This is a genomic window from Haloterrigena salifodinae, from assembly GCF_003977755.1.
Classification (GTDB): domain Archaea; phylum Halobacteriota; class Halobacteria; order Halobacteriales; family Natrialbaceae; genus Haloterrigena; species Haloterrigena salifodinae.
Window position 1 is genome coordinate 1,303,897 of record NZ_RQWN01000001.1, and the last position, 26,054, is coordinate 1,329,950.

A 26,054-nucleotide genomic window follows, 5' to 3' on the forward strand; every position below is an offset into this window, starting at 1 on the left:
ACCGTAACCCGGGAAAACCCTCAATTCCGTGTCAGTCGTACGCCTGGTACGCGCGCCCCGTTCGTCGGCGCACGGGTATCCAATGAGTGAACAACGTCAGCGAAAACCGAAGGGCATCGATCCGGAGTACGACCACCTCCGGGAGGACGGCGTCGACGAGGAGCGCCTCGAGTCGCTGCTCTCCGAGTACACGCTCCGCCGGGACGAACACGAGAACGCGCCCGGATTCGTGATCCGCCCGGACGACATCCAGGAGGTGCTGGCGCTGTTGCGCGACGAAGCCGGCTTCGACCACCTTTCGTGTATCACCCCCCAGGAGTACGAGGATCGCTACGAGTCGATCCTCCACCTCACGAAGTACGGGAACCGCACCCACGAGGTGACGCTGGTGGTCCAGCTCCCGAAGCACGACCCCGTCTGTCAGACCGCTGAACCCGTATTTCGGACGGCCGACTGGCACGAGCGGGAGGCCTTCGACCTCGTCGGCATCGAGTACGAGGGCCACCCCAACCCGCGACGGATCCTCCTGCCGGAAACGTGGCAGGGCCACCCGCTCGCGCTCGACTACGACCAGGAGAAGCCCCAGGTCGTCAAATACACCGAACACGCCAATCCGATCCAGCCGGACCACCACGAGGCCGAGAGCGACACGATGTTCCTGAACATCGGCCCCCACCACCCGGCGACCCACGGCGTGCTCCACCTCGAGACGGTGTTAGACGGCGAGACGGTCGTTGACGTCGACCCCGACATCGGCTACCTCCACCGCTGCGAGGAGCAGATGTGCCAAAACGGCACATACCGCCACCAGATCATCCCCTACGCGGATCGCTGGGACTACACCGCGAACCTCCCCAACGAGTGGGCGGTCGCCCGCGCCATCGAGGACCTCGCGGACATCGAGGTCCCCGAGTACGCCCAGATCCTGCGGACCATGTCCGTCGAGTTCGGGCGGATGCTCGGTCACTTCCTCGCGGTCTCGACGTTCGCGCTGGACGTCTACGGCGACTTCACCGCCATCTTCCAGTACGGCATGCGCGATCGGGAGGTCGTCCAGGACATCCTCGAGGACCTGACCGGCCAGCGGATGATGTTCTACTTCTTCCGGCTGGGCGGGGTCGCCTGGGACCTCCCCGAACCGCGCGAAGAGTGGATCGAGAAGTGCCGGGACTTCCTCGACGAACTCCCGTCCAAGGTCGACGAGTACCACGACCTGCTCACCGGCAACGAAATCTTCCAGCTTCGAACGATAAACACCGGCGTTCTCGAGCCCGAGGTGGCGAAGGACTACGGCTGTACGGGGCCCGTCGCTCGCGGCTCGGGCATCGACTATGACGTCCGCCGGGACGATCCCTACGGCTACTACGACGAACTCGAGTGGGACGTCGTCACCGAAGACAGCTGCGACAACCACGCGCGGGTCCTCGTGCGCCTTCGGGAGGTCGAGGAGTCGGCTAAGATCATCGAGCAGTGTCTCGACCTGCTCGAGGACTGGCCCGAGGACGAGCGGACCGTCCAGAGCAACGTCCCCCGGACCCTCAAGCCGGACGCGGGCACCGAAACCTACCGCGCCGTCGAGATCGCCAAGGGCGAACTCGGCGTTTACGTCCGCTCGGACGGCTCGAACTCGCCTGCCCGGTTCAAGATCCGCAGCCCGTGTTTCCACAACCTCTCCGCGCTGCCGGAGATGGCAAACGGCGAGTACGTCGCCGACCTGATCGCCTCGCTGGGGAGTCTCGATATCGTCCTCGGAAGCGTCGACCGCTGAGATCCGCAGTTCTCGAGCGCCTCACTCGGTTCTCGGCTGTTCGTCGCCGCCGTCTTCCTCGACGTACTCGAGACAGTGGTTTCGCGCGGTCCGGATGTGATCGACAGTTTCTCCCGACGCCTCCTCGGCTACCCCGTCGAGTTTCTCCGCGAGTTCGACGACCCGATCGACCTTCGACGCGGCGTAACCGCCGACGAAATCGAGAACAGTTAACTGCGACGTCACCCGAGCACGGGACACATGTCGATCGATGGCTGGCAGCCGACCGCCGTCGCCGCGACGGATCGCCGGAGGGGTCTCAAGCGCGACTGGCGAAGCGTCCGCGTTGGCGCGGCGATCGTCGCACCGGCGAGCGCATTCGAACTGCAGGTTCCGCGATAATGCAATGAACGGCCGTCGACTGTTGCCGGGGCTGCTGGCCCTCTGTCTCGGCGCGATACTCGCCCGAGCGCTCGCCGTCTCGCTGGGGTTCAACCGGCTCCTGCTCGCGATCGCGCTCGGGTTCGTCGCGACGAACGCCGCAGGTATTCCCGACCGCCTCGAGCCCGGGATCGCGACGCACGGCCTGTGGCTGGCCGGGGGAATCGTGCTCATGGGCGCCTCGATCTCGCTCGGGACCGTCCTCGAGGTCGGCGGACTCGTCCTGCTGCTCGTGGTCGGCGTGACCGCCACGACGCTGCTCGCTGTCGAATTCCTCGCGCGCAACGTGTTTGGGCTGGCCGATCGGATGGGGTCGCTGCTCGCGGCCGGCGCCAGTATCTGCGGCGTCTCGGCGGTCGTCGCGGTCGCGGGTGCCGTCAGCGCCCGCGAGGAACAGATCGCCTACGCGGCCGCGACGGTCCTCCTGTTCGACGCGATCACCATCGTCGTCTACCCGATCGTCGGCGACCTGCTGAACCTCTCCGGGATGGTGTTCGGCACGTGGGCCGGCGTCAGTATGTTCTCGACGGGCCCCGTCGTCGCCGTCGGCTTCGCTCACTCCGACGTCGCCGGCCAGTGGGCGACGATGACGAAGTTAGCGCGAAACGCCCTGATCGGGGTCGTCGTCCTCGCGTACGCGAGTTACTACGCCAACACGGATGGTGATGGTCGTCCCTCCGTCCGGACGCTCTGGAACGAGTTCCCGACGTTCGTGCTGGGCTTTCTCGCGCTCGCCATCGTCTCGAGCGCAGGCGTCCTCTCTTCGGCCCAGGTGACCTCGATCGAGAACACCTACGACTGGTTGTTCGTGCTCGCGTTCGTCGGCCTCGGAACCGAGATCCGGCTCGCCGATCTCCGGGCCACCGGACCGATGCCCGCCGTCGTCGTTCTACTGGCGTTGCTCGTCAGCAGCGCGCTCTCGCTCGCGGCATTGCTGGTGCTCTTCTGACCGGGCGTCAAAGTAGCTGCGACTATCACACGTGTTCGCAGGCGCCGACGACCCGGCGACCATCCTCACCGGTCGGATCCCCGGTCGCGAACAAAGCGCGATCGGATCGGGGCTTGAGCACGGAATCTATTTGCCGTCGGCGTGCCACTGCGAACGTATGTCTGACGGCGCATTCGAAGGATACGGCGGACGGCACGTCCCCGACCCCCTGCAGGAACCGCTCGAACAGCTCGCAACCGCCTACGACGAGGTCGCCGAGACCGACGACTTTCAATCGGAGCTACGCGGGCTCCTCGAGGAGTTCGCCGGGCGACCGACGCCGCTGTACTACGCGAGCAACCTGAGCGACCGCTACGGCGCCGAGATCTACCTCAAGCGGGAGGACCTGCTCCACGGCGGCGCGCACAAAATCAACAACGCGCTCGGCCAGGCTCTGCTCGCGAAGCGCGCGGGCCGGGACCGGCTCATCGCCGAGACCGGCGCCGGCCAGCACGGCACCGCGACCGCGATGGTCGGCGCCCTGCTAGGCCTCGAGACGGAGATCTACATGGGGAAGAAGGACGTCGAACGGCAGGAGATGAACGTCTTCCGGATGCGGCTGATGGGCGCCGAGGTCACCGAGGTGACCCGCGGCGACGAAGGGTTGGCCGACGCCGTGGACGCGGCCCTCGAGGACTTTGCCGAGAACGTCGAGAACACCCACTACCTCGTGGGCAGCGTCGTCGGTCCCGATCCGTTCCCGCGGATGGTCCGGGACTTCCAGAGCGTCATCGGTCGCGAGGCCCGCGAGCAGTTTCGGGAACGGACGGGCGACCTGCCAGACGCCGCGGTCGCCTGCGTCGGCGGCGGCTCGAACGCCATCGGGCTCTTTCACGCCTTCCGCGAGGACGATGTCGACTTCTACGGCGCCGAGGGCGGCGGCGAGGGGAGCGACTCGAACCGTCACGCCGCGCCGCTCGCACAGGGGAAAGACGACGTCATCCACGGCATGAAGACGCGCGTGCTCGACGACGACGTCGAGGTCCACTCGGTCTCCGCCGGCCTCGACTACCCCGGTGTCGGCCCCGAACATGCCATGTTCCGCGCCGTCGGCCGCTGCGAGTACACCGGCATCACCGACGAGGAAGCGCTGGCCGCCTTCCGCGAACTGAGCGAAACGGAGGGAATCATCCCGGCTCTCGAGTCCAGTCACGCGATCGCACGGGCGATCCAGTTGGCCGAGGACGGCGACCACGAGACGATCCTCGTCAACCTCTCCGGCCGGGGCGACAAGGACATGGAGACCGCGGCCTCGAAGTTCGACCTCTCACAGTAACGAGGAAACGAGAGTTTCGCGTTCGACTTTCGCGTTATCGATTAGTGCGTGATAGCACACGTTCTTTATTCAGAGTGAGACGGGGAGTCGTGTTCAGCAGCGGTGTGGTCCTGTGCAGTCCGAAGAGGCCTCTCCTTAGAACGAGCCGCCAATAGTGACGTACACAAAGATTCCAACGACGGTGGCAATCACGTTGAGGATATACATAATCACGTAATCTTTGGCATCCATACCGATGTGCCCTTAGGCTGTTCACTAAAATATTACGGATAAAGAATGTTCAGTAAGCAGATGTACTCGGCGAATTATCCAACTCAGTTTCAGCCCAGATTCTGGATAACGGGATCGTGTTACTATCTGCTATAATTGAGCGAGGCGTTCGAGAGGTTGGAAGTAAAACAAAGGATCCTGCTATCGTGGCAACAGGGGTTGTCACACCCTCCCCAGCCGATTCGCTCACTGCTCACGGTTCCCGTTGGTCCCCGTTCGCTTCCGAGGGATTCACTCCGTTCATCCCTCGCACCGCTCGCTCATCCCTCGCACGACTCCGTCGATCGGTCCTCACAGTCGTTCGGACCGATCGCCAGCGTGCGCCACCGCGACCGAATTCGATTGGTACGCGCTCGAGACCGTCCGTACTCTCGGGAGGCGTCAAACAGCTCTGCAACGGACCAACCCGAAGTTCTCCTGTTACTGCGCCGCGCCACATCCCGTCCGTTACAGGACGACCAGCGCGTGGCCCGAGACGGCCGGAGTTTCGGCGAGGACGTGGGCCGGTCGCTCACCGGCAGTGAGTCGACAGAACTCGCAGTCGTCGGTCATGGTCGATAGTTCTATCTAACCAATATATCGCTGGCCCCGAGCGGCCGAGGGGGACGACTGCGCCATCGAAGCGGCGCCGACATCGCTTACAACAGCCCGTACTCCTCCCGAAGCGTCCGGTACTGCTCGAGGTATCGCTCGGCGACCGCCGACCGATCGTAGTCGGCGAACCGGTCGTCGAACGTCCGGTGTTCGAGGTCGCCGGCTGCGAGAATAGCGTCGGCGAGCTCGTCCTCGCTGGTCGTCCGGAACCCCCGATCCCAGCCCTCGACGAGTTCGTGGGCGCTCGAGTCGACGTGGTACTCGACGATACCGACGCAGCCGGCGGCCAGCGCCCACAGCATCTCCGTGGGGAACACGCAGTGTTCGGCCGTCTGCGCAAAGACGTGTGCCCCGCGGTAGGCCGCGATCCGCTCCTCGAGCGAGCAGTCGCCGACGAAGGAGAGCCGGTCTTCGATCCGGAGGTCCCTCGCGAGTCGCTCGTAGGCTTCGCGTTCGGGCCCGTCGCCGATCACGGTCGTGGTCCAGTCGCGGCCGCGGAGTTCCGCCAGCCCGAGCAGGAGACTCTCTAAGTTCGCCCCCTCGTCGAGCCGCCGGGCGTAGACCACGTCGACGCGGTCGTCGGGTGTCACCTCCCGAACGCGCTCGAGGTCGATCGGGTTGGGCACCGTCTCGACGCGGTCGCCGTCGGCGCCGCGTTCGCGAACCCACGTGGCGACGAGCTCCGAGGGTGCGACGATCCGATCGGCCCGTCCCGTCGCCCGCCTGGTCCACCAGTCGTCGTCGACGCCGCCGTCGCCGTACCACTCGGCGACTAGCGGCGCCCGCGCGAGCCGCGCCCCACAGCCGGCCGCCAGTAGCGCGGTCGGCGGCCGGGCGGTCGCGTGGACGATATCCGGTCCGGCCGCCCCAAGGTCGAACGGGAGCCGCAGGCAAAACGAGCGCCGGGCGTCGGGGTCGTCCGTGACGGCCCGGTAGGTGACGTCGTCGCGCTCGAGCGTCGGCGAGTCGCCGTCCCAAAATCGCGTACAGAATAGGTGGACGTCGTGGCCCGCATCCCGAAGGAGTTCGAGCGTCGACTGGAGGCGCCGGTTCGTCTCGGTATCGCGGTGGTGTACCGTTTCGAGCGAGACGAACGCGATTCGCATACTCGGTCGCCACGCACCCCCCGGCTATAAAGTCACTTTTTTCGTCCCGTTGACGCACCGACGCTCGTCGCGAGGTGACGTCGGTGCGTCTCGAGTCCCGCGAACCGAGCGGCTCTCGAGAGAGAGACGATCGAGTACTGCGCTGGAACGAGAGACGAATGACACGGCCGGATCGGACGCTGGGCCGTCGGTCCGTTTCGAATCGATCACTCGCCGTTACCGACCGGGAGCACGTCGCTGAAGAAGCCGGTAATTCGCTCGACGATGGAACTCCCATCGTCGCCGTCGCCTTCCGCCGGGGTCGCCGCGTCTTCCGAACTGTTGTCCCCCTCCGCCGCGGATTCACCGGCCGTGTCGTTTTCGTCATCAGCACCGTCTCCTTCGCCGGCTTCAGCGTCCTCGTCCGACTCGTTACCATCCGTGTCGGTCTCGTTGCCAGATCCACTGTCCGCATCGTCCGTCTCATTTTCCCCGCCGTCCGACTCGCTCTGGCTCGAGTCGTTCCCGTCGTCCGAATCGTTCCCGTCAGCGCCCTCGTCTCGGTCCGGAGAGTCGTTGGCCGCGGCGTCCTCGGTTTCCTCGGCCGCAGCCCCGTCGTCCTCGAGCCCGTCGATATCGACCGACTCCTCGCTGTCGGTGGTCTCCGACTCGCCCGTCGAAAATCCGACGCCGATCGCAGCGATCGTCAGCCCGAACGCGACGAGCACGACGACCACCATCGCGAGGACCGCGCCGGTCGAGACGCGCTCGCCGCCGTCGGGTTCGCCCCCAGTATCTTGCATCGTATCGCAGGCTTTCGGCTCGAGGCAGTTTGTTACGCGTTGCGATCAGGTGTCGAGTCGTCGAGTCGAACGGCGCTCTGCGCGGGCGTGCGCGCCGTAGGAGCCGGAATCAATCGTTTCGTCCGCGGACTCGATCGCTCGCCGCTGTAAGATCACCCTAGCCGCGCTACGATGCCGAACCGATTTGGGACAACGCGGTTCGGCGCGCGATCGCTCTTGACTGCGACCGGCGGCTGGCGGTCGGGGCTCGTCGATCCCCGGCACCAGCATCGCCTCAACCCAAACCACTACCCACTCGAGGCGTCATCCCCGTGTATGGGCAGCTACGAGATCGAACGCTACCTCAATATTCGAAGCGCCTACGGGACCTCCTTCGGTCCGGACGGCGAACGACTCTCCTTCCTGATGAACACGACCGGGACCCCGCAGGTCTGGACGCTCGAGGAACCCCGCACGTGGCCCGAACAGCGGACCTTCTACGACGAACGAGTGACCTTCGCCTCGTGGTCGCCCGAGCGATCGGAACTGATCTTCGGGATGGACGAGGGCGGCAACGAGCGCGCCCAACTCTTCAAACTCGACGCCGAGACTGGCGAGATCGAGAACCTGACGGCGATGCCCGACGCCAAACACCGGTGGGGCGGCTGGAGCCACGACGGCGAGCGGTTCGCCTTCGCCTCGAACCGCCGTGACGAGTCCGTCTTCGACATTTACGTCCAAGACCGCGACGAGCGGGGAGCGGACGCGGAACTCGTCTACGAGGGCGACGGCTGGCTCTCGCTGTCCGGCTGGAGTCCCGACGACTCCCGGCTGCTGGTCTCGCAGGCCTACTCCAACTTCGACCAGGATCTGTACGTGCTCGACCTCGCGGCCGACGAGCCCGACCTCGAGCACCTCACGCCCCACGAGGGCGACGTCCGCTATCAGAGCGCCAGTTGGGCCCCGGACGGCGAAGGTATCTACCTCGTCACCGACGAGGGCGACGCCGACACTCTCTATCTCGCCTACCTCGACCTCGAGAGCGGAGCCCTCGAGACGGTCGCCGACGGAGACGGGTGGAACGTCGGCGGCGTCGCGCTGGACGACGAGACGGGCCGGTTCGTCTACTCCCGGAACGTGGAGGGCTACACCGACCTGACCGTGGGCGAATTCAACGGGAGCGATCCCACCGCGTTCGAGACCTTCCCGGAACCCGATCTGCCGGGCGGGATCTCCGGCGGTGTGAGCTTCGATCCCGACGCCGAGCGCTTCGCGCTGTCGACGACCGGCGACGCGGTCAACACGAACGTCTTCGTGGTCGACATCGAGAGCGGCGAGACCGAACAGTGGACGCACGCGCCGACGGCGGGCATCCCCTCCGAATCGTTCGACGAGTCCGACCTCGTCCACGTCGAGAGTTTCGATGATCTCGAGGTGCCAGGCTTTCTGACGCTTCCCGACGGCGCCGAAGACGGTGAGACGCCGGTCATCGTCGATATCCACGGCGGCCCCGAGAGTCAGCGCCGACCCTCGTTCTCTTCCGTCAAGCAATATTTCCTCGACCGAGGCTACGCCTACTTCGAACCGAACGTCCGCGGCTCCGCGGGCTACGGCGCTGACTACGCGGCCCTCGACGACGTCGAGAAGCGGATGGATTCGGTCGCCGACATCGAGGCCTGCGTAGAATGGCTGCAGGACCACCCCGCCGTCGATCCTGACCGGATCGCCGCCAAGGGCGGCTCCTACGGCGGCTTCATGGTGCTGGCCGCGCTGACGGAGTACCCCGACCTCTGGGCCGCCGGCGTCGACGTCGTCGGCATCGCCAATTTCGTCACGTTTCTCGAAAACACCGGCGACTGGCGCCGCGAACTCCGCGAGGCCGAGTACGGTTCGCTCGCGGAGGACCGCGAGTTCCTCGAGGGAATCTCGCCGACGAACAACATCGAGCGCATCGAGGCGCCGCTGTTCGTCCTCCACGGCGAGAACGATCCGCGCGTCCCCGTCGGCGAGGCCGAGCAGATCGCGGAGAAGACCAAAGCGCAGGGCGTCCCCGTCCGCAAGCTGATCTTCGAGGACGAAGGCCACGGCTTCTCGAAGCTCGAGAACCGCATCGAGGCCTACTCCACGATCGCGGACTTCCTCGACGAGCACGTCTGATCGACTCGAGACGGATTTGGGCCGCTAGTTTTGTTAGCCCATGCCGGACGTTAATCGTTCCCCATTACCTTAGCAAGACTTACAGTTCAGCGGTTTGGAAAACATGTATGGAAGCTATCAAAACGACCGCCCTGACCAAACGGTACGGCGAGGACGTCCTCGCGGTCGACGGCCTCGACTTGACCGTCGAAAACGGCGAAGTCTTCGGCTTCCTCGGCCCGAACGGCGCCGGGAAGTCGACGACGATCAACATGCTATTGGACTTCGTTCGCCCCTCCGACGGAACCGCGACGGTGCTCGGCCTCGACGCGCAGGCCGACACCGACGAGATCCGCCACCGAATCGGCGTCCTCCCCGAGGGTGCGAGCGTCTACGACCGACTCACCGCGCGCGAACACCTCCAGTGGGTCATCGACACCAAGGGAACCGACGACGACCCGGACGCCCTCCTCGAACGGGTCGGACTCACCAGCGAAGACGGCGATCGAGCCGCCGGCGGCTACTCGAAGGGGATGACCCAGCGACTGGGCTTCGGCATGGCGCTGGTCGGTGACCCCGACCTCCTCATCCTCGACGAACCCTCTTCGGGACTCGACCCAACGGGAATGCAGGAGATGCGCGAAATCATCCAGCAGGAGGCCGAACGGGGGACTACGGTCTTCTTCTCGAGTCACATCCTCGGCGAGGTCGAGGCCGTCTGCGACCGGATCGGAATCATGAACGACGGGAATTTGGTCGCAACCGGCACGCTCGACGACCTGCAGGGCGACCTCGACCTCGGTGCGCCGATCTCGCTCGAGGTCGCGACGGTGCCCGACTCGCTCGCCCTCGAACGAGTCGAGGGCGTTCGCTCGGTCAGCGTCGAGGGGACGACGATCACGGCGACCTGCGCCGAGCCCTCGGCTAAGGCCGACGTCGTCGAGCGCGTCGCCGCCGAAACGACCGTCGAGGACATCATCTCCGAGGACACCTCGCTCGAGCAGCTGTTCAACACCTACACGAACGGCGAGCGCGCGGGAGACGAAGATAAGGCCGAGGCACCGGCACCGGAGGTGTCGGCATGAGCACGTTAGCCGTCGCGAAGAAGGACTTCCTCGACGTTCGCCGGGCGAAGATCGTCTGGTTCGTCGCCAGCCTCTACCTGCTTCTCGCGGTAGCGATGTTCTACTTCGGTCAGAACAGCGTCGAGGAGCCCGAATTCCGAAACGCCCTGCAGAGCCTGACCGGCACCGGAGCGTTGGTTCTCACGCTCGTCGCGCTCGTGACCGCCTATCTCGCCATCGCCGGCGAACGCGAGTCCGGCAGCATCAAGTACATGCTCTCGATCCCGAACAGTCGTCGCGAGGTCGTCCTCGGGAAGTTCCTCACCCGGTCGGGCGTCGTCGTCGCTTCGATCCTCCTCGGCTTCGGGATCGGCGCCGTTCTCGGGGTCCTCTGGTATCCGTCAGTCGACGTCGAGATGTTCCTCGGAGCGCTCGCGCTGACGATCCTGTTTACCCTGACGTACGTCTCGGTCGCGATCGGCATCTCCGCCGCGACGGCCTCGCGCTCGCGGGCGATGGGCGGGACGATCGCCTTCTTCTTCGTGACGACCGTTCTCGTCCTGTTCGGACTGGTGAACACCGCACTCGGCTGGATCTTCAACGACGTCCTCGGCCGCGATCTCTCCGGAGAGGTGCTCACCTTCATCGAGGCGCTTATGAGTCCGATGATAGCGTTCTCTAGAGCGTTTAATATCTTCCTCGCGGACCTGCCCGAAGGGGCCTTCCAGGATCAGCCGTGGTATCTCGAGGGCGAGATGATGATCGTCATCTTGCTGGCGTGGCTGATCGTTCCGCTCGTGCTCGGCATCTGGCGGTTCGAACGCGCTGATCTGGGCTGATCGGCGGCTCTCGTCCCCGCTTTTCACCCGTCGATCGCTGACCGATCGGCGATCGGCGCTTTGGACGTCAATCAGGCAGACGACCGGCTGATCGCGATCAGTTGATGACGCCCGTTTTCGTCGCCACTTCGAGCGCGGCCCGCTCGTTCATCCCGTCGCCCAGAATGGTGTAGCGGTCGCGGATCTCGTGGCAGGTCGTCAGCGCTTCGATCACGGTCTCGTCGTCGATGCCGAGTTCGACGGCGGTCGTCGGCGCGTCGATGCTCGAGAGGGCGTCCCGAATGTCCCGCCAGATGCCGTCCTCGCCGCCGTGTAAGTAGGCGGTCATGATCGAGCCGACGCCGACCTGGTGGCCGTGGAGCGCCGCGTCGGGCGCCAGCCGGTCGAGTTGGTGCGAGAAGAGGTGTTCGGCGCCGCTGGCCGGTCGCGAGGAGTCGGCGATGCTCATCGCGACCCCCGAGGACATCAGCGCCTTGCTGACGACCCAGGCTGACTCCTCGAGTCCCGGGCGGATGAGGTCGGCGTTGTCGACCAAGATCTCGGCGGTCATCTCCGAGAGCGCGGCGGCGTACTCGGAGTACTCGACGTCCTTGAGCCGTTTGGCGAGCCGCCAGTCCATCACCGCGGTGTAGTTAGAGATGATGTCGGCACAGCCCGCGGTCGTCAGTTCCCACGGGGCCTGCGAGAGCACCTCGGTGTCGGCGACGACCGCCAGCGGCGGCTTGGCCGCGACGCTGTGGCGGGTGTCGCCGTCTGGGACGGAGCCCCGATTACTGATGACGCCGTCGTGACTGGCCGCCGTCGGCACCGACAGAAAGCCCATCTCGAGGTGGTGGCTGGCCATCTTGGCGATGTCGATGGCCTTGCCGCCGCCGATGCCGATCAGGTAGGAGGCCTCTGCGGCCTCGGCGGCCTCGATCACATCCTCGACGGCCTCGAAGGACGCCGTCTCGACGGTGACGACGGCGGGGTCGATTCCGGCGGCTTCGAAATCGGTGGCGATCGGGTCCGCCGCGACGTCCTTCGGCGTCGGACTGGTTACGAACAGCGGCCGGCCCTGCAGGTGCAGATCGTCGACGACGTCGACGACTCGGTCGATAACGCCGTGCCCGACCACGACATTGCGCGGCAGGCGAATCCACGTCGACTTCTCGAACATACCGGATCACACACACCCCCGGGACATGGGTTTTTCCTCGCGGGGCCATCAATCGGTGAGCTCTCACCCACGGCCCGTCGACGTCGAGGGCGGTGAGCCCGACGCCGTCTATCAAATCGATCGAACAGATTAGTAAATTTCCAACTGGTATGGTGAGGTATGATCGCGGTGACTGCGTTCTGGGTCTGCCTGCTCGCTGCCGGCTACGTCGGTGGCCGGTGTTACGGCTGGTACTCGCTCCGACGCGCCCGTGACGACGGTCGCTCTCGCGGGACGTATCGGCTCCTCGCCGTCGTCGGCCTCGCTGCGGTTATCGGCCTCGCGTTCGGCGGCCTCGTCGCCGCGACCGAGCGCGCGCTCGCATCCGTCCATCCGGCACTCGCGGGCGGGCTCGCCGCACCACTCGCCTGGCTCCCGACTGCGGCCGGAGCGATCGTCGCCGTGCTAGTCGCGTACCTCGGCGTCTTTCCGTACGCCCGCGAGCGACGCGACCTCGAGACCGACGCCACGACGGCAGTCGGCCGGCTCGCCAAGTACCTCGCGGCGATCGCGCTCTTCGTGATGGGGGCGCTCGCGCCGTTCACAGCGCTGGTCGCCGCGTCCGACCCACGCCCGTCGCTGATCCCGCTCCTCTTTCTCGTCCTCGTCCTCGGGAGCTACGCCTGGCTCCAGCACAGCGTTCGGCTCTCTCAGACGGTCACCGAACCGACGCCCGACCAGCGCCGACGGCTCGAGGTCGCGGCGGATCGGGCCGACCTGTCCGCCGCAATCGTCGGCGTGATCCCGGGTCGCGAAACCGAAATCGCTGGCCTCTATCTCGACGGACCGTTCTGGAACCGCCGCGCGTACGCCACCGACTACGCGCTCGAGGTCCTCGGCGACGACGAGCTGGCGGCGCTCAGTGCGCGGGCCAGCGCCGTTGACGACCGTCGACTCCTCGAGCGGCGAGCGGTCGTCACGGCAGTGCTGTTCGGCCTGTTCCTGACGCTGACCGTTTGGCTGTCGTTCCTCGGTGCGATCGTCGCCCTCGCGGTCGCCGGACCGCTCCTCCTTCGAACACTCCAGCGAGCCGAGTTCGCCGCCGATCGACGCGCGGCCGAGGAGGTCGGTGCGGACGCGCTCGCCCGCGCGATCGAGGCCGGAGCGGACACGACCGACGATCGGACCCGTCTCCACGAACGGCTCGCGGCGAAGCCGTCACGGGCCCGGCGGCTTGAGCAACTCCGCGAGCGCTGATCAGAGCGTATCGAGGATCCCTAACACGCGCTCCTCAGCCTCGCGGTCCGGCCCGTTGTCGTCGCCGTCCCGGTCGCTCTCGAGGTGCGCCTCAACCGACCGTTCCATCGCCTCGGCGGGCGGCGTCGCCTCCCAGCCCAGCGCGGCGAGTTTCGCTGTCGAGAGGACGTGCGGATAGTCCCGATAGAGCACGTAGTCGTCGAGTTCGATGTCGGCGGCGGCGAGTTCGCGCGGGCCGGCGGTGATGATTTCGACGTCGGTCTCGAGCCGGTCCGCGATCAGCTCGACCATCTCCGCGAGCGTGACGAGCCGTCGGTCGCCGACGTTGTAGGCCTCGCCGGGCTCGCCGCGCTCGGCGACGATCCGGAGCGCACTGGCGACGTCCTCGACGTACGCGCGATGCCAGACGTTGGTGCCGTCGCCGGGGACGACGACGCGGTCGAAGCGGTTCACGCGGTCGATCCACCAGTCGAGGCGCTCCGTGTAGTCGTGGGGACCGTAGACGACCGGCGGGCGGACGCTCATCGCGTTCACCCCCTGCTCGGCGGCCGCGAAGACGGCCCGGTCACCCTCAGCCTTCCGATTACCGTAGGTCTCCATCGAGTCGTCGGTCGCCTGGTCGGGCGTACAGGGTTCGAGGGGCGTCTCGTCCTCCCGCTTGGGAATGTCCTCGCGGCCGTAGGCCGAGCCGCTGGAGACGTAGACGTAGGCCTCGCAGTCCGCGAAGATCCGCGTCGCCTCGCGGACGTCCCGTGGCTGGTAGGCCACGCAGTCGAAGACCGCGTCGGGGTCGACGGTCGTCGCGGCCGCCTCGAGGGCCGCTTCGTTCGTCCGGTCGCCCTCGACGTGGTCGACCCGGTCGTCGTCCGCGAAAGGATTCTCGTGACTCCCGCGATTGATGATCGTCACGTCGTAGCCGTGCTCGAGGAGTTCTTCGACGAGGTGGCGGCCGATAAAGCGCGTGCCGCCGATAACGAGTGCGTCGTCCATATCCGATCCTCGACGGTCGCGTGGAAAACGGTGGCGAACCGGACGGCGATCCGACCCGCTCGACGTCGGCGAGTCCGGCCGACCGCCGCGTCGGAAGTAACTATTCGACGCAGCCGAAAGTCACTCTCGATACGAACTGGTTCTTTTTCCTCGTTCGTCGTAGCCGGCGTTACCCATGACATCACAACAGCGGCCGGAGCGCTCTCCCGAGTATCCTCTCGAGTGCGACCACTGTCACTATCCGATCCCCGGCGAACCCGAAGAGACCGACGACGGGCAGTTCTGTTCGACGACCTGTCTCGAAGCCGGCGAAGACGGAGACGAGGTGCCCGATCCGAGCGCGTACAAGCGCATCGTTACAGGTGTCGAACCCCTCGATTCGCTGATTCCCAACGGCGTCCCCGCCGATTCGTTCGTCTGTCTGTCGGGAGAGGCAGGGACCCGCCGGAGCGAACTGCTGACCGAACTCGTCTGGCGCGCCATCGAGCGCGGCGAGCCGGCCGTTCTCGTGACCGCGACTACGCCGCCGGCGGCGGTCCTCGAGCGCTTCTTCGAGAACGGCTGGAACGTCCTACCAGCCCTCGAGGACGACCGCCTCCGGCTCGTCGACTGCTTCACCCACCAGCTCGCCGACCGCGACGCGTTCCGCGACCACCGCGGCGAGTGGATCGAGTTCGTCGGCGAGGCCGCCGCCGACTCGATCGTCCCGATCGAGGAGCCGACCGATGTCGAACCGATCCTGCGGGAGCTGAACGAGGCGCTCGACAACCTCGAGATGACCGAGACCGGGCTGGTCGCGATCGATTCACTGAGCGAACTCGCTCGCGGCCTCGAGACGGACCACGTCCACGAGTTTGTCACCGAGACGCGGGCGACGGTCTGCAAGGCGCGGTACGTGCCGATCTTCGGCGGCTGGACGGCTGGCGACGAAGGCGTCGCGATGGACGAATCGGTCTTCGACGGCGTCGTCGACCTGCGGCTGGCCGATCACCTCGAGCCCGACACGCGACTCCGGCAGCTGGGCGTCCGGAAGCTCACCGGCGCCCGCTCTCTCCCCCAGTGGATCACCTACGAGTACGAACCAGTTCGGGGCCTCCTCGCGTCCGTCGTGGAGACCGCCGGACAGGCGACGCCCGGCGGCCCGCCGTCACGGGAAATGCAGGGCGTCCGGGAGCGGCGCTGACACATTCGGGCGCGTGCACGCTAGCGCGCGCTTTCCTTTTATCCGCCCGGACGGTCCAGCACACGATGTCGACAGCACCGTGGTGCCGGCCCTGTCCGCGACCGGCCGGCAACGCACGGCCAGGAATCGAGACGAGTGACCACCGAGCGACCACAGCGCCACAGTCACAGCCATGAACGACCGATACGACCGCGACCGACGAGACCGAGGCACCGACCGCTCGAGCGACGCCGAGCGAGACGATCGGTATCGCGAGTCCGAGGGACGACAGCACCACGACGACCGCGGCTGGTTACACGGACTCTACAGCCGCGGCGGCAGCGAGGAAACGGGCGCGAACGGCCCGTCTCGAGACCGTTCCGAGGAGGCTTCTCGAGGCCGCTCGGAGGAGTGGCACAGTTCGGAGGAAGACGTCCGCGGGACCGCCGGCGAACCGGACTACGGTCGCCAGTCGGCCGGCGGGGACCGCCAGCGGGGTCGCCGCGATGAGGCCGGCCGCGGCGAGCGAACGCAGCGCGGCCAGGAGGGCCACCGCGGACAGCCCCAGCAGAATCAGGGCGACCGAGGCCAGCAGGGCGGCCAGGGGAGCGAGTTCGAAACCAACGCAATTCGGAAGTCGAACCTCCAGTACGGCGGCGAGGCCCGCCACGAGCGCCAGCAGTCCCAGCCGCAGGGCGGCCAGCGCCCCCAGCAGATGGGCGACCAACAGCGTCGGAGCGGCCGGCAGGGCCAGCAGGGTCAGCCCCAACAGCGCGGCCAGCAGGGTCAGCCCCAACAGCGCGGCCAGCAGGGTCAGCCCCAACAGCGCGGCCAGCAGGGTCAGCCCCAACAGCGCGGCCAGCAAGGCCAGCCCCAACAGCGCGGCCAGCAGGGTCAGCCCCAACAGCGCGGCCAGCAAGGCCAGCCCCAACAGCGCGGCCAGCAGGGTCGCCAGCGCATGGGTGAGCAGCAGCACGGACAGATGGGCGACCAGCAGAACCAACGAATGGGCGGTCGACAGCGTGGCCAACAGGACCGTCAGGGAATGGGTACTCAGCAGCGCGGACAGCGAGGGCAACAGTCGCCCCAGCGCGGGTCTCAGGGGTACGAACAGCGCGGCCAGCAGGGACAGGGCCGCGAGCGAACCGGACAGTACGAGCAACACGGCGGTTACGAACAGTCCCGCCGCGAACGCCAGCGCCAGCCCGGGAGTCAGTTCGAACCCGACGTGAGCGACGACGCGGACCTCGAGTACGGCGCCGAAGCGCGCCGGCGACAGAGCGGCGCCCAGTCGCAGCCCCCCGGCGGCCGGCGGGAGCAGCGCGGCCAACAGCGCCAGCAACAGACCGGCGGTCAGCAGCGTCGGCAACAGACTGGCAGTCAGCGCGGTCGCCAAGGAATGGGCGGCCAGCAGAATCGCCAACAGACGGGCGGCCAACGCGGACGACAGACGGGCGGTCAACAGCGCGGGCGGCAGGACCGCCAGCAGACGGGACGACAACAGGGCCAGCGCGGCCAGTCCCATCAGGGCCAACAGAACGACTTCGAGACCGATGCGATTCAGGAGTCGAGCCTCCAATATGGCGGCGAGGCCCGCCACGAGCGCCAGCAGCCCCAGCCGCAGGGGGGCCAGCCACCCCAGCAGATGGGAAGCCAGCAGTCCCAGCCACAGGGCGGCCAGCAACCCCAGCAGATGGGCGACCAGCAGGGCGGACGCGAACGCGGAATCAACGAACGAATGCCCCGCGGCGAGACGGAAATGCAGGACCAACAGAACCAGCAGGACCGTCGCGAACGCGGCTATCGGGGCCAGCAACAGGATCAGCGGCGCCAGCGCGGCCGCAGCGACGCCGCTCAGCAGGGCGGCAGCCAGCAGGGCTTCCAGCGCGGCCACGAGCGTCGTAACGAGGCCCGGCAAGACGACGCTCGGCGCGGCCAACAAGGTCGGGGGCAACAGTCCGATCGCGGTCAGGACCAGTACAACCAGCAGAGCCAGGGTCAACGCGGCCAGCAACATCAGGGCCAGCACGGCCAGCCCCGCGCCGGCCGCGCACAGCAGGGCGGCGGCCAACAGACTGGCGGCCGGAGCGATACCGGCTACTCTCCCGACCAGTATCAGCCTGAAAATCGGTCCGGCGGCGGCCTCGAGCACCAGCCCCAGAGCCAGCGCTCCGAGCAGGGCGACTGGACCGACGAACCGGAGTTCGACCGGGAGTACCGGAGCCCGAACGATCAGGTGTCCCGGCGCGCCGACGACCGCGGCGAGCAGGGCCACAACCGCGACTGGAACCGCGAGCGCGATCAGCCCTCCTCGACCGACCGCGGCGACCAGTCGAGTCAGGGGCTCCCCGGCGGCGGCGACGAGCGCCAGCAGAGCCAGCGCGAGGACGAAGACATGAGCAGCCGACGACACGTCCACGAGAACGATCCCGTTCCGCGGGACGATGAGCAGGATCGCGATCGCTAACGGCCGCTTCCGTCTCCGTCCGCCTCGAGTCGATCCAAGTCGCTCCGACCTCACCGCGTTTCGAACCGACCTCGTTTTTGTCGCTTCGCGCCCGACGCTCGACTATGAGCGAGAGCGGCACCTCCGTGCTCGTCGTCGACGTCCCGTGAGCGCGACCCTCGCGGTCGGAGCGCTGGGCGAGCGCGAGACTACCTGCTCGGACACGATAAGACGCGCCTCGAGAGCGCGATCGCATTCCCCGACGTCGACCGGGAGTGCGAACTCGCGGGGTCGCTCCCGGGCGAGCAGGTCGACGGCTTCGGAGCGTCGGTCTGCGACTGTTCGGGGCACCTGCTGACCGCTCCGAGCGCCGACGCTGCGGTCATTCGCGAGGCGGCGCTCGCCGAAGGCGGTCGTCCGCGTTTCAAGTAGCTCGCCGTCGCTCGACGATCGACCCCCGATCGAGACCGCGACTGCGAACCGCCACCGCGAGTTATGTGATCCGTGTGGAACGGTACCTATGACCGAATCCGAGGCCGACGGTGCGGTCGATCCTGAACTGCGCGACGACGCGATGAACCGGTTTCCGGTCCCCGACCTCGAGGACCTTCCCGACGACCTCAGGGAACGCATCGCGGACGAGAGCGAGCGGGCGGGATTCACGCCCAACGTGTTCGCGGCGATGGCGTACAAGCCCTCCCACTTCCGCGCGTTCTTCGACTACCACGACGCCCTCGTCGAGGACACGGCCCTCGAGCGCGAAGAGATCGAGATGATTGTCGTCGCCGTCTCTGGCGTCAACCACTGCTACTACTGCAACGTCGCCCACGGCGCGCTCGTACGGATCTACGCCGAGGATCCGCTCCTCGCGGACCAACTGGTGGCGAACTACCGGACCGCCGATATCAACGACGCACATCGCACGATGCTCGACGTCGCCGTGAAACTCACCGAGCGGCCGGCCGAGGTCGAACAAGCGGATCTCGAGGCGCTCCGTCAGGCGGGGTTCGACGAGGAAGCGTGCTGGGACATCGCGTCCGTGACCGCGTTCTACAACCTGAGCAATCGGCTGGCGATGTTCGCCGATATGCGACCCAACGAGGAGTTTCACACGCTGGCCCGAGAGTGACATTCAGAACGGACGGGAACGCAAAAACAGCGGAAAACGAACGGACGGTCAAATTACGGGCGACCGCTCAGTCGTCGCTCGCCGCGAAGCTGGTCGATTCAGCCTCGGCGGCCACGTCGGGCGCGCCGGGGAGTTCCTCGCGGACGTCGTCGCTGCCCTGCTCGGTGATCGCCTCGTGGTAGGCCTCGGGCATCACCTTCACGAAGGCGTCGAGCGCGCGCTCCCAGTTCTCGAGCAGGAGTTCCCCTCGCTCGGAGCCGGTGTAGGCGACGTGGTTCTCGACGAGTCGTCGGAGCATCTGTTCGTCTTTCTCCTCGAGGGCGTCGTGCAGCGAGACCATGCCGGTGTTGGCCTTCGCTTCGAACTCGCCGTCGGGATCGTAGACGTAGGCGACGCCCCCGCTCATCCCTGCGGCGAAGTTCTTGCCCGTCTCGCCGAGCACGGCGACGACGCCGCCGGTCATGTACTCGCAGCCGTGGTCGCCGACGCCCTCGACGACGGCCTTGGCGCCGGAGTTGCGGACGGCGAAGCGTTCGCCGGCGACGCCGTTGACGTACAGCTGGCCGTCGGTCGCGCCGTAGAGCGCGACGTTGCCGATCGAGATGTTCTCCGTCGGATCGTAGCCGGCCGTCTCGGGCGTGCGGATCGTGATCTTGCCGCCCGAGAGGCCCTTGCCGACGTAGTCGTTGGCGCTGCCGTCTAAGTGCATCGAGACGCCGCTGGCGAGGAACGCGCCGAAGCTCTGTCCAGCGGTGCCCTCGAGGTCCACGGTAATGGTGTCCTCGGGGAGCCCGGGTTCGCCGTAGCGGCTGGTGATGCGGTTCGAGAGCATCGCGCCGACGGTACGGTCGACGTTCGTGACCTCGGCGTCGATCGAGACCGGTTCCTGATCCTCGATGGCGTCGGCCGCGGCCTCGATGAGATCTCGGTCGAGCTGGTCCTCGAGTTCGTGGTCCTGTTCGCGGATCTTGCGGCGAACGTCGCTGCCGGGGTCCGCGAGGACCTCCGAGAGGTCGACGTTGCGGGCCTTCGGGTGGTCGACGTCGTCGCGCTGCTCGAGCACGTCGACCTGGCCGATCATCTCGTCGAGGGTCTCGAAGCCGAGTTCGGCCATGAGCTCGCGCAGTTCTTGGGCGATGAACGTCATGTAGTTGATGACGTGCTCGGGCTCGCCGGGGAACCGCTTGCGCAGGTCCTCGCGCTGGGTGGCAACGCCGACCGGGCAGGTGTTCTTGTGACACTGCCGGGCCATCACGCAGCCGCCGGTGACCAGCGAGGCGGTCCCAAAGACGTACTCCTCGGCGCCCAGCAGGGCGGCGACGGCGACGTCGCGACCGGTCTTCATCCCGCCGTCGGCGGAGACGCGGATGCGGTCGCGCAGGCCGGTCGCACAGAGCATCTGGTTCGCCTCCGCGAGACCGAGCTCCCACGGGAGGCCGGCGCTCTTGATCGAGGTGCGCGGCGAGGCGCCGGTACCGCCGTCGTGGCCTGAGATGTGGACCACGTCGGCGTTGGCCTTGGCGACGCCGGCGGCGACCGTGCCGATGCCGGCCTCGGAGACCAGTTTGACGTTGATGTCCGCCTCCTCGTTGGCCGCCTTGAGGTCGAAGATCAGCTGCTTGAGGTCCTCGATGGAGTAGATGTCGTGCAGCGGCGGCGGGGAGATGAGGCCGACGCCCGGCGTGGACTTGCGGACGTGGGCGATCATCTCGTTGACCTTCGAACCGGGAAGGTGACCGCCCTCGCCGGGCTTGGAGCCCTGGGCCATCTTGATCTGGAGTTCGTCGGCGTTCGAAAGATACGTCGAGGTGACGCCGAAGCGGCCCGAGGCCACCTGCTTGACGTTACACTCGCGTTCGGTGGCGAACCGCTCCGGGGGCTCGCCGCCCTCGCCGGAGTTGGACTTGCCGCCCAGCCGGTTCATCGCGATCGAGTTGTTTTCGTGGGCCTCCGGCGAGAGGCTCCCGAGGCTCATCGCGGCCGTCGAGAACCGCTCGACGATATCCTTGATCGGCTCGACGTCCTCGAGCGAGATCGACTCGCGGTCGGAATCGAACTCGAGCAGCCCGCGCAGGGTCTGGAGGTTCTGCTGTTGGTCGTTGATCTTTTCGGCGAACTCCTGGTAGCGCTCGTAGTCGTTCGAGCGGACGGACTGCTGGAGCGCGCCGACGGTGTCGGGGTTCCACTGGTGGTGGATGCCGCCCGAGCGGTGTTCGAACTCGCCCTGTCGCTGGAGGTTCGGATCGTCCTCGTCGACGAAGGCGGTCTCGTGGCGCTCACGGAGGTCGGCCTCGATCTCGGGGAGGCCGATCCCTTCGGTGCGGTTCTCGGTGCCCTCGAAGTACTCCTCGACAAGGTCGCTGTCGAGCCCGACGGCCTCGAAGATCTGGGCGCCCTGGTAGCTCTCGACCGTCGAGATCCCCATCTTGGCCATGATCTTCAACAGGCCGTCCTCGACGGCGCCGACGTAGGCGTCGATGGCGACCTCGGTGTCCGCGCCGTCCTCGCCGGCGGTGATGTCCGCGATGGTCTGGTAGGCGAGGTACGGGTTGACCGCACCGGCGCCGTAACCGACCAGCGTCGCGAACTGGTGGACGGTGCGCGGGTCGGCCGATTCGACGACGAGGCCGACGTGGTTGCGCAGCCCGTTGCGCACGAGGTGGTGGTGGACGCCGCCCGTCGCCAGCAGGCTCGGGATCGCGACCCGATCCTCGTCGACGCTCCGGTCGGACAGGACGATTACGTCGTGTCCGTCCTCGATCGCCTCGACGGCGTCCTCACGGACGCGTTCGATCGCGTCGCGGAGGTCGTCGCCCGAGCCCTCGCGTTCGGGCTCGTAGGTGATGTCGATCGTCGCGGCCGTGATACCGTTGGCCTCGCAGTCGCGGATCGACTCGAGTTCGGCGTCGGTCAGGATCGGCGAGTCGAGCACGAGCTGGCGGGCGTGCTCGGGCGACTCGTCGAGCAGGTTGCGCTGGTAGCCGAGCCGCGACTCCATCGAGGTGACGAGTTCCTCGCGGATGTAGTCCAGCGGCGGGTTGGTGACCTGCGCGAACAGCTGCTTGAAGTAGGAGAACAGCGGTCGGTTGAACTCCGTCAGAACCGACAGCGGCGTGTCGTCGCCCATCGAGCCGACGGGATCCTTCCCCTTCTGCATCATCGGCTCGATCAGGTTCTCGAGTTCGTCGTGGGTGTAGCCGAAGGCGGCCTGGTAGTCGCGCAGGTCGTCGACCGACTGCCGGGGCGCGCTATCGTCGGTCGTCTGAATATCGTCGAGGTGGACCTGTTCCTGTTCGACCCACTCGCCGTAGCGCTCGTCGGTGAGGTCGTCGAAGACCTCCTCGTCGGGGATGACACGCCCCTCGTTGGGGTCTGCGAGGAAGAGTTGCCCGGGCTGAAGGCGGCCTCGCTCCTCGATGTTTTCGGGGTCGGTATCGAGCGCGCCGGCCTCGCTGGCCATGATCAGGCGGTTGTCGGACGTGACGTCGTACCGGCAGGGACGCAGGCCGTTGCGGTCGAGGACGGCGCCGACGCGTTCGCCGTCGGTCGCCGCGACCAGCGCGGGGCCGTCCCATGGCTCGACGAGCGAGGCGTGGAAGTCGTACCAGTCCTTCCGATCGGGATCCATCGCGTCGTCGCCGCGCCAGGCCTCGGGGACGAGCATCCGCAGGGCGTGCGCTAAGTCCCGACCGTCCTGCATCAGCAGTTCGAGGGCGTTGTCGACGCTCGCGGTGTCGGATTGATCAGGATCGTCGATGATCGGCTTGACCGCCTCGAGATCGGAGAGGACCTCGCTCTCGATGTCGGTCTCGCGGGCTCGCATCCAGTTGATGTTGCCCTGAATGGTGTTGAACTCGCCGTTGTGGATGATGTTCCGGTAGGGGTGGGCGAGGTGCCAGGCGCCGAGCGTGTTCGTCGAGAACCGCTCGTGGACCATCACGAACGTCGACTCCATGCGCTCGTCGGTCAGGTCGGGATAGTAGGAGGGGACCTGAACGCCCTTCAGCAGCCCCTTGTAGACGATCGTCTTCGAATCGAGCGAGACGACGTAGAAGCGCTCGTAGTACTTCGGATCGACGTCCTCGACGGCGTCTCCGCGAGCATCGCGAGCGGAGGCTCGTTGAGCACGTTGCTCAACGGCGTTCTCGAGGGCTCGTCGACCGACGTAGAGGCGTCGATCGAACGTCTCCTGATCGATGTCGTCCTCGGGAGCGACGACGACCTGCCGGACGTCCGGTTCGGAATCGACGGCAGTCTTCCCGAGCTCCGCGTTATCCGTCGGGACGTCGCGCCACTCGAGCACCTCCAGATCGTAGGTCGAAAGCGAGTCCTCGACGAGCGAGACGAGCGCCGCCCGGGCCGCGTCGTCTTGGGGCAGAAAGAGCGATCCGACGGCATAGAGTTCGGGGAGATCGGTCTCGAGAACGTCCTCGAAGAAGGCGTCAGGTCGCTGCAGCATGATACCCGCGCCGTCGCCGGTGTTTTTCTCCGCGCCGGTGGTCCCGCGATGTTCGAGGTTGACGAGTAGTTCCAATCCGTCGGCGACGACGTCGTGTCCCCCATCCCCATCGAGGTCCATGACGACGCCGACGCCGCAGTTCGACCGTTCGTCCGCGGGGTCTACAAGCCCCCGCGAACGCTCGGCGGATGACGCTATCTGTGGCTGTGACATACACCCTCATTACGAGAACTGCTATAAGAGACTGTCCCATTATGGCTAAGTGTATTATAAACACATATAACTGGATATAAGGTCTATTGCCATACTATACAAGTATCATTATTGATCAGGCCAATCCGTCGCTGCGGACGCGTTCCGGTCGTTCAACGCCAAAATTGGTTCGCGAAACCCGTCTCTACAAAGCGGCTACTGTCTTCGAAAAACGACGTTCTCCAGCGGGAAAGGATCGCTGCCCGGGCAGGGCAGCAGTGTCAGAGGCACGTAGTGCTCACCCACCAGAGTGAACACCACATCCGTTCGTACTCACTCTTTCCGTAAGGAAGATTCGGTTAAAGAGTTAGGTTCGGATGGATATACCCGTTCGCTGTTCGCGGGCAGCCCCGCTACCGAATTCACTTGAACCAACTGCGGATCGAGAACCGAATTCTGCCTCGAGTCGACGAGAGTACGCCGTCCGAGCGGAACGTGAAGAACAGACCGAAGCGGACGGCGACCCGATCAGCGATCAGTACGACTTCGCGAAGTAGGCGATCTCGTCGGCGGGATCGCCGCAGACACCGCACTCGTCGTGATCGGGTTCGGGCACCTCGCCGCTCGAGTGCCCGCCCACGTCCTCGAGCGGTTGCATGACGATCTCGGCGGCGATCTTCTCCTTGATGGCCTCCTCGCAGGCCTCGTCGCCACACCACGGCGTCTTCACGTAGCCGCCGTGTTTGCCGATCGTTCCGAGGATCTCCTCGGGGCTGTGGGCCTCGCGGATGTTCTCTTCTAAGTTCTCCTCGGCCGTCTCGTAGAGCTTGTTGTAGATCTCGTCGAGGTGCTCGTCGACACTCTCGACGATTTCGTCGCGGTCCTCGACGGACTCCTCGTTGTCCGGCCGGTGGACCATCGTGACCTCCTCGTCTTCGACCTCGTAGGGGCCGATCTCCAGCCGGAGGGGAACGCCGTTGAGTTCGTGCTCGTTGAACTTGAAGCCGGGATTGCGCTCGTCGCGGTCGTCGAGTTCGACGCGGAAGCCGGCGTCCTCGAGCTCGTCGGCGATGTTCTCGGAGTACTCGAGGACGTCCTCCTTGGTGTCTTCCTGCCAGATGGGGACGATGGCGACCTGCGTGGGTGCGATCGTCGGCGGGAGCACGAGCCCCTGATCGTCAGAGTGGGTCATGATGAGCGCCCCGATCGCGCGCCAGGAGACGCCCCACGAGGTGGTGTAGGCCGTCCGTTCTTCCTCGTCCTCGTCGGCGAAGGTGATGTCGAACGCCTCGGCGAAACTCTGGCCGAGGTTGTGGCTGGTGCCGCCCTGGACGGACTTGCCGTCGGGCATCAAGGCCTCGACGGTCGTCGTCGTGTCCGCGCCGGGGAACTTGTCGTGTTCGGGCTTCTTTCCGCGCAGCACCGGGATCGCGAGCACGTCCTCGTAGAGGTCTTCGTACTGGCCCAGTCGGGTCCAGACCTCGTCCCAGGCGCCCTCGTCGGAGGCGTGGGCGGTGTGGCCCTCCTGCCACATGAACTCCTTCGTCCGGAAGAAGGGCTTGGTCTCGGTGGCCTCCCACCGGACGACCGAACACCACTGGTTGATCCGCAGCGGCAGGTCGCGGTGGCTGCGCGTCCAGTCGGCCATGAAGGGCGCGATGATCGATTCGCTGGTCGGGCGGACCGCCAGCCGCTCCTCGAGTTCCTCGTGGCCGCCCTGAGTTACCCACGCCACTTCGGGGTCGAACCCTTCGACGACGTCCTTCTCGCGCTCGAGGAAGGACTCGGGGATGAACAGCGGGAAGTAGACGTTGTCGACGCCGGTCTCCTTGAACCAGCCGTCGAGCGCGTCCTGAATACCCTCCCACAGCGCGTAGCCGCGGGGCTTCGTGACGATGAAGCCGCCCATCGGCGCGTAGTCCGCGAGGTTGGCCTTCTGGACGACTTCGGCATACCACTCGCCGGGTTTGTGCGATTTCGACTCGGTGATTCCGAGTTCCTGGCTCTCGTCGCTCATTGGTACGTCATCCAGTCAGCGCGGTCTTAAACCATGCGAAGG

General features: G+C 66.4%; 18 protein-coding genes and 1 pseudogene. 12 read left to right on the top strand and 7 right to left on the bottom strand.

Going from position 1 to position 26,054, the window contains the following annotated elements; all coding sequences use genetic code 11:
• Nucleotides 1–82 precede the first annotated feature (82 nt).
• Entirely contained in the window at nucleotides 83–1,768 is a 1,686-nt protein-coding gene (locus tag EH209_RS06635) for an NADH-quinone oxidoreductase subunit D (RefSeq protein ID WP_126662104.1), read from the top strand.
• A 21-nt stretch (nucleotides 1,769–1,789) separates the two neighbouring features.
• Here the strand turns inward: EH209_RS06635 and EH209_RS06640 are convergent, their stop codons facing one another.
• Nucleotides 1,790–1,993 (bottom strand): hypothetical protein, encoded by a 204-nt coding sequence (locus tag EH209_RS06640; RefSeq protein ID WP_126662105.1) that lies wholly within the window; start codon nucleotides 1,991–1,993, stop codon nucleotides 1,790–1,792.
• A 15-nt stretch (nucleotides 1,994–2,008) separates the two neighbouring features.
• Between EH209_RS06640 and EH209_RS23945 the strand changes: the two genes are divergently transcribed.
• The 3 genes from EH209_RS23945 to trpB all read left to right on the top strand — a co-directional run bounded on the left by EH209_RS23945 (nucleotide 2,009) and on the right by trpB (nucleotide 4,452).
• Complete coding sequence (locus tag EH209_RS23945) at nucleotides 2,009–2,149, top strand: hypothetical protein (RefSeq protein ID WP_164722007.1); 141 nt, start codon at nucleotides 2,009–2,011, stop codon at nucleotides 2,147–2,149.
• Nucleotides 2,150–2,153: 4 nt separating this feature from the next.
• A complete protein-coding gene (locus tag EH209_RS06645; protein WP_126662106.1) occupies nucleotides 2,154–3,137 on the top strand; it encodes a YeiH family protein in 984 nt (327 codons plus the stop codon).
• Between the two features lie 157 nt (nucleotides 3,138–3,294).
• Nucleotides 3,295–4,452 (top strand): tryptophan synthase subunit beta, encoded by a 1,158-nt coding sequence (gene trpB / locus EH209_RS06650; RefSeq protein WP_126662107.1) that lies wholly within the window; start codon nucleotides 3,295–3,297, stop codon nucleotides 4,450–4,452.
• A 908-nt stretch (nucleotides 4,453–5,360) separates the two neighbouring features.
• Here the strand turns inward: trpB and EH209_RS06660 are convergent.
• Nucleotides 5,361–6,422, bottom strand: a complete 1,062-nt coding sequence (locus tag EH209_RS06660) for a glycosyltransferase (RefSeq protein WP_126662108.1) — start codon at nucleotides 6,420–6,422, stop codon at nucleotides 5,361–5,363.
• A gap of 206 nt (nucleotides 6,423–6,628) precedes the next feature.
• Nucleotides 6,629–7,204, bottom strand: coding sequence for a hypothetical protein (locus EH209_RS06665; RefSeq protein ID WP_126662109.1), 576 nt, complete (start codon nucleotides 7,202–7,204; stop codon nucleotides 6,629–6,631).
• Between the two features lie 315 nt (nucleotides 7,205–7,519).
• Between EH209_RS06665 and EH209_RS06670 the strand changes: the two genes are divergently transcribed.
• The 3 genes from EH209_RS06670 to EH209_RS06680 all read left to right on the top strand — a co-directional run bounded on the left by EH209_RS06670 (nucleotide 7,520) and on the right by EH209_RS06680 (nucleotide 11,222).
• Complete coding sequence (locus tag EH209_RS06670) at nucleotides 7,520–9,340, top strand: S9 family peptidase (RefSeq protein WP_126662110.1); 1,821 nt, start codon at nucleotides 7,520–7,522, stop codon at nucleotides 9,338–9,340.
• Nucleotides 9,341–9,447: 107 nt separating this feature from the next.
• Nucleotides 9,448–10,404, top strand: coding sequence for an ABC transporter ATP-binding protein (locus EH209_RS06675; RefSeq protein WP_126662111.1), 957 nt, complete (start codon nucleotides 9,448–9,450; stop codon nucleotides 10,402–10,404).
• Entirely contained in the window at nucleotides 10,401–11,222 is an 822-nt protein-coding gene (locus EH209_RS06680; protein WP_126662112.1) for an ABC transporter permease, read from the top strand. Before EH209_RS06675 ends, EH209_RS06680 begins: the two co-directional genes overlap by 4 nt.
• Nucleotides 11,223–11,319: 97 nt before the next feature.
• Here EH209_RS06680 and EH209_RS06685 read toward each other — a convergent pair whose 3' ends face one another.
• Nucleotides 11,320–12,381, bottom strand: coding sequence for an NAD(P)-dependent glycerol-1-phosphate dehydrogenase (locus tag EH209_RS06685; protein WP_126662113.1), 1,062 nt, complete (start codon nucleotides 12,379–12,381; stop codon nucleotides 11,320–11,322).
• 159 nt (nucleotides 12,382–12,540) lie between these two features.
• On the opposite strand from EH209_RS06685, the gene EH209_RS06690 reads away from it, so the two are divergent.
• The gene (locus tag EH209_RS06690) at nucleotides 12,541–13,617 is read left to right on the top strand and encodes a peptidase (RefSeq protein ID WP_126662114.1); all 1,077 of its coding nucleotides are present in this window, start codon (nucleotides 12,541–12,543) and stop codon (nucleotides 13,615–13,617) included.
• On the opposite strand, the gene EH209_RS06695 is transcribed toward EH209_RS06690, so the two are convergent.
• On the bottom strand, nucleotides 13,618–14,607 hold the full coding sequence (locus tag EH209_RS06695) for an NAD-dependent epimerase/dehydratase family protein (protein ID WP_126662115.1): 990 nt from the start codon (nucleotides 14,605–14,607) through the stop codon (nucleotides 13,618–13,620).
• Between the two features lie 175 nt (nucleotides 14,608–14,782).
• Here EH209_RS06695 and EH209_RS06700 point away from each other — a divergent pair, with 175 nt between their 5' ends.
• The 4 genes and pseudogenes from EH209_RS06700 to EH209_RS06715 all read left to right on the top strand — a co-directional run bounded on the left by EH209_RS06700 (nucleotide 14,783) and on the right by EH209_RS06715 (nucleotide 19,344).
• Entirely contained in the window at nucleotides 14,783–15,790 is a 1,008-nt protein-coding gene (locus EH209_RS06700; protein ID WP_126662116.1) for an RAD55 family ATPase, read from the top strand.
• 172 nt (nucleotides 15,791–15,962) lie between these two features.
• A complete protein-coding gene (locus EH209_RS06705; protein WP_126662117.1) occupies nucleotides 15,963–18,236 on the top strand; it encodes a hypothetical protein in 2,274 nt (757 codons plus the stop codon).
• Between the two features lie 186 nt (nucleotides 18,237–18,422).
• Nucleotides 18,423–18,647: pseudogene (locus EH209_RS06710) on the top strand (DUF123 domain-containing protein); the annotation flags it as partial.
• An 88-nt stretch (nucleotides 18,648–18,735) separates the two neighbouring features.
• Nucleotides 18,736–19,344, top strand: coding sequence for a peroxidase-related enzyme (locus EH209_RS06715; protein WP_126662118.1), 609 nt, complete (start codon nucleotides 18,736–18,738; stop codon nucleotides 19,342–19,344).
• A 67-nt stretch (nucleotides 19,345–19,411) separates the two neighbouring features.
• On the opposite strand, the gene gltB is transcribed toward EH209_RS06715, so the two are convergent.
• A complete protein-coding gene (gene gltB, locus EH209_RS06720; RefSeq protein WP_211338329.1) occupies nucleotides 19,412–24,016 on the bottom strand; it encodes a glutamate synthase large subunit in 4,605 nt (1,534 codons plus the stop codon).
• Between the two features lie 514 nt (nucleotides 24,017–24,530).
• Nucleotides 24,531–26,012, bottom strand: coding sequence for a proline--tRNA ligase (gene proS / locus EH209_RS06725; protein ID WP_126662119.1), 1,482 nt, complete (start codon nucleotides 26,010–26,012; stop codon nucleotides 24,531–24,533).
• Between the last annotated feature and the right edge of the window lie 42 nt (nucleotides 26,013–26,054).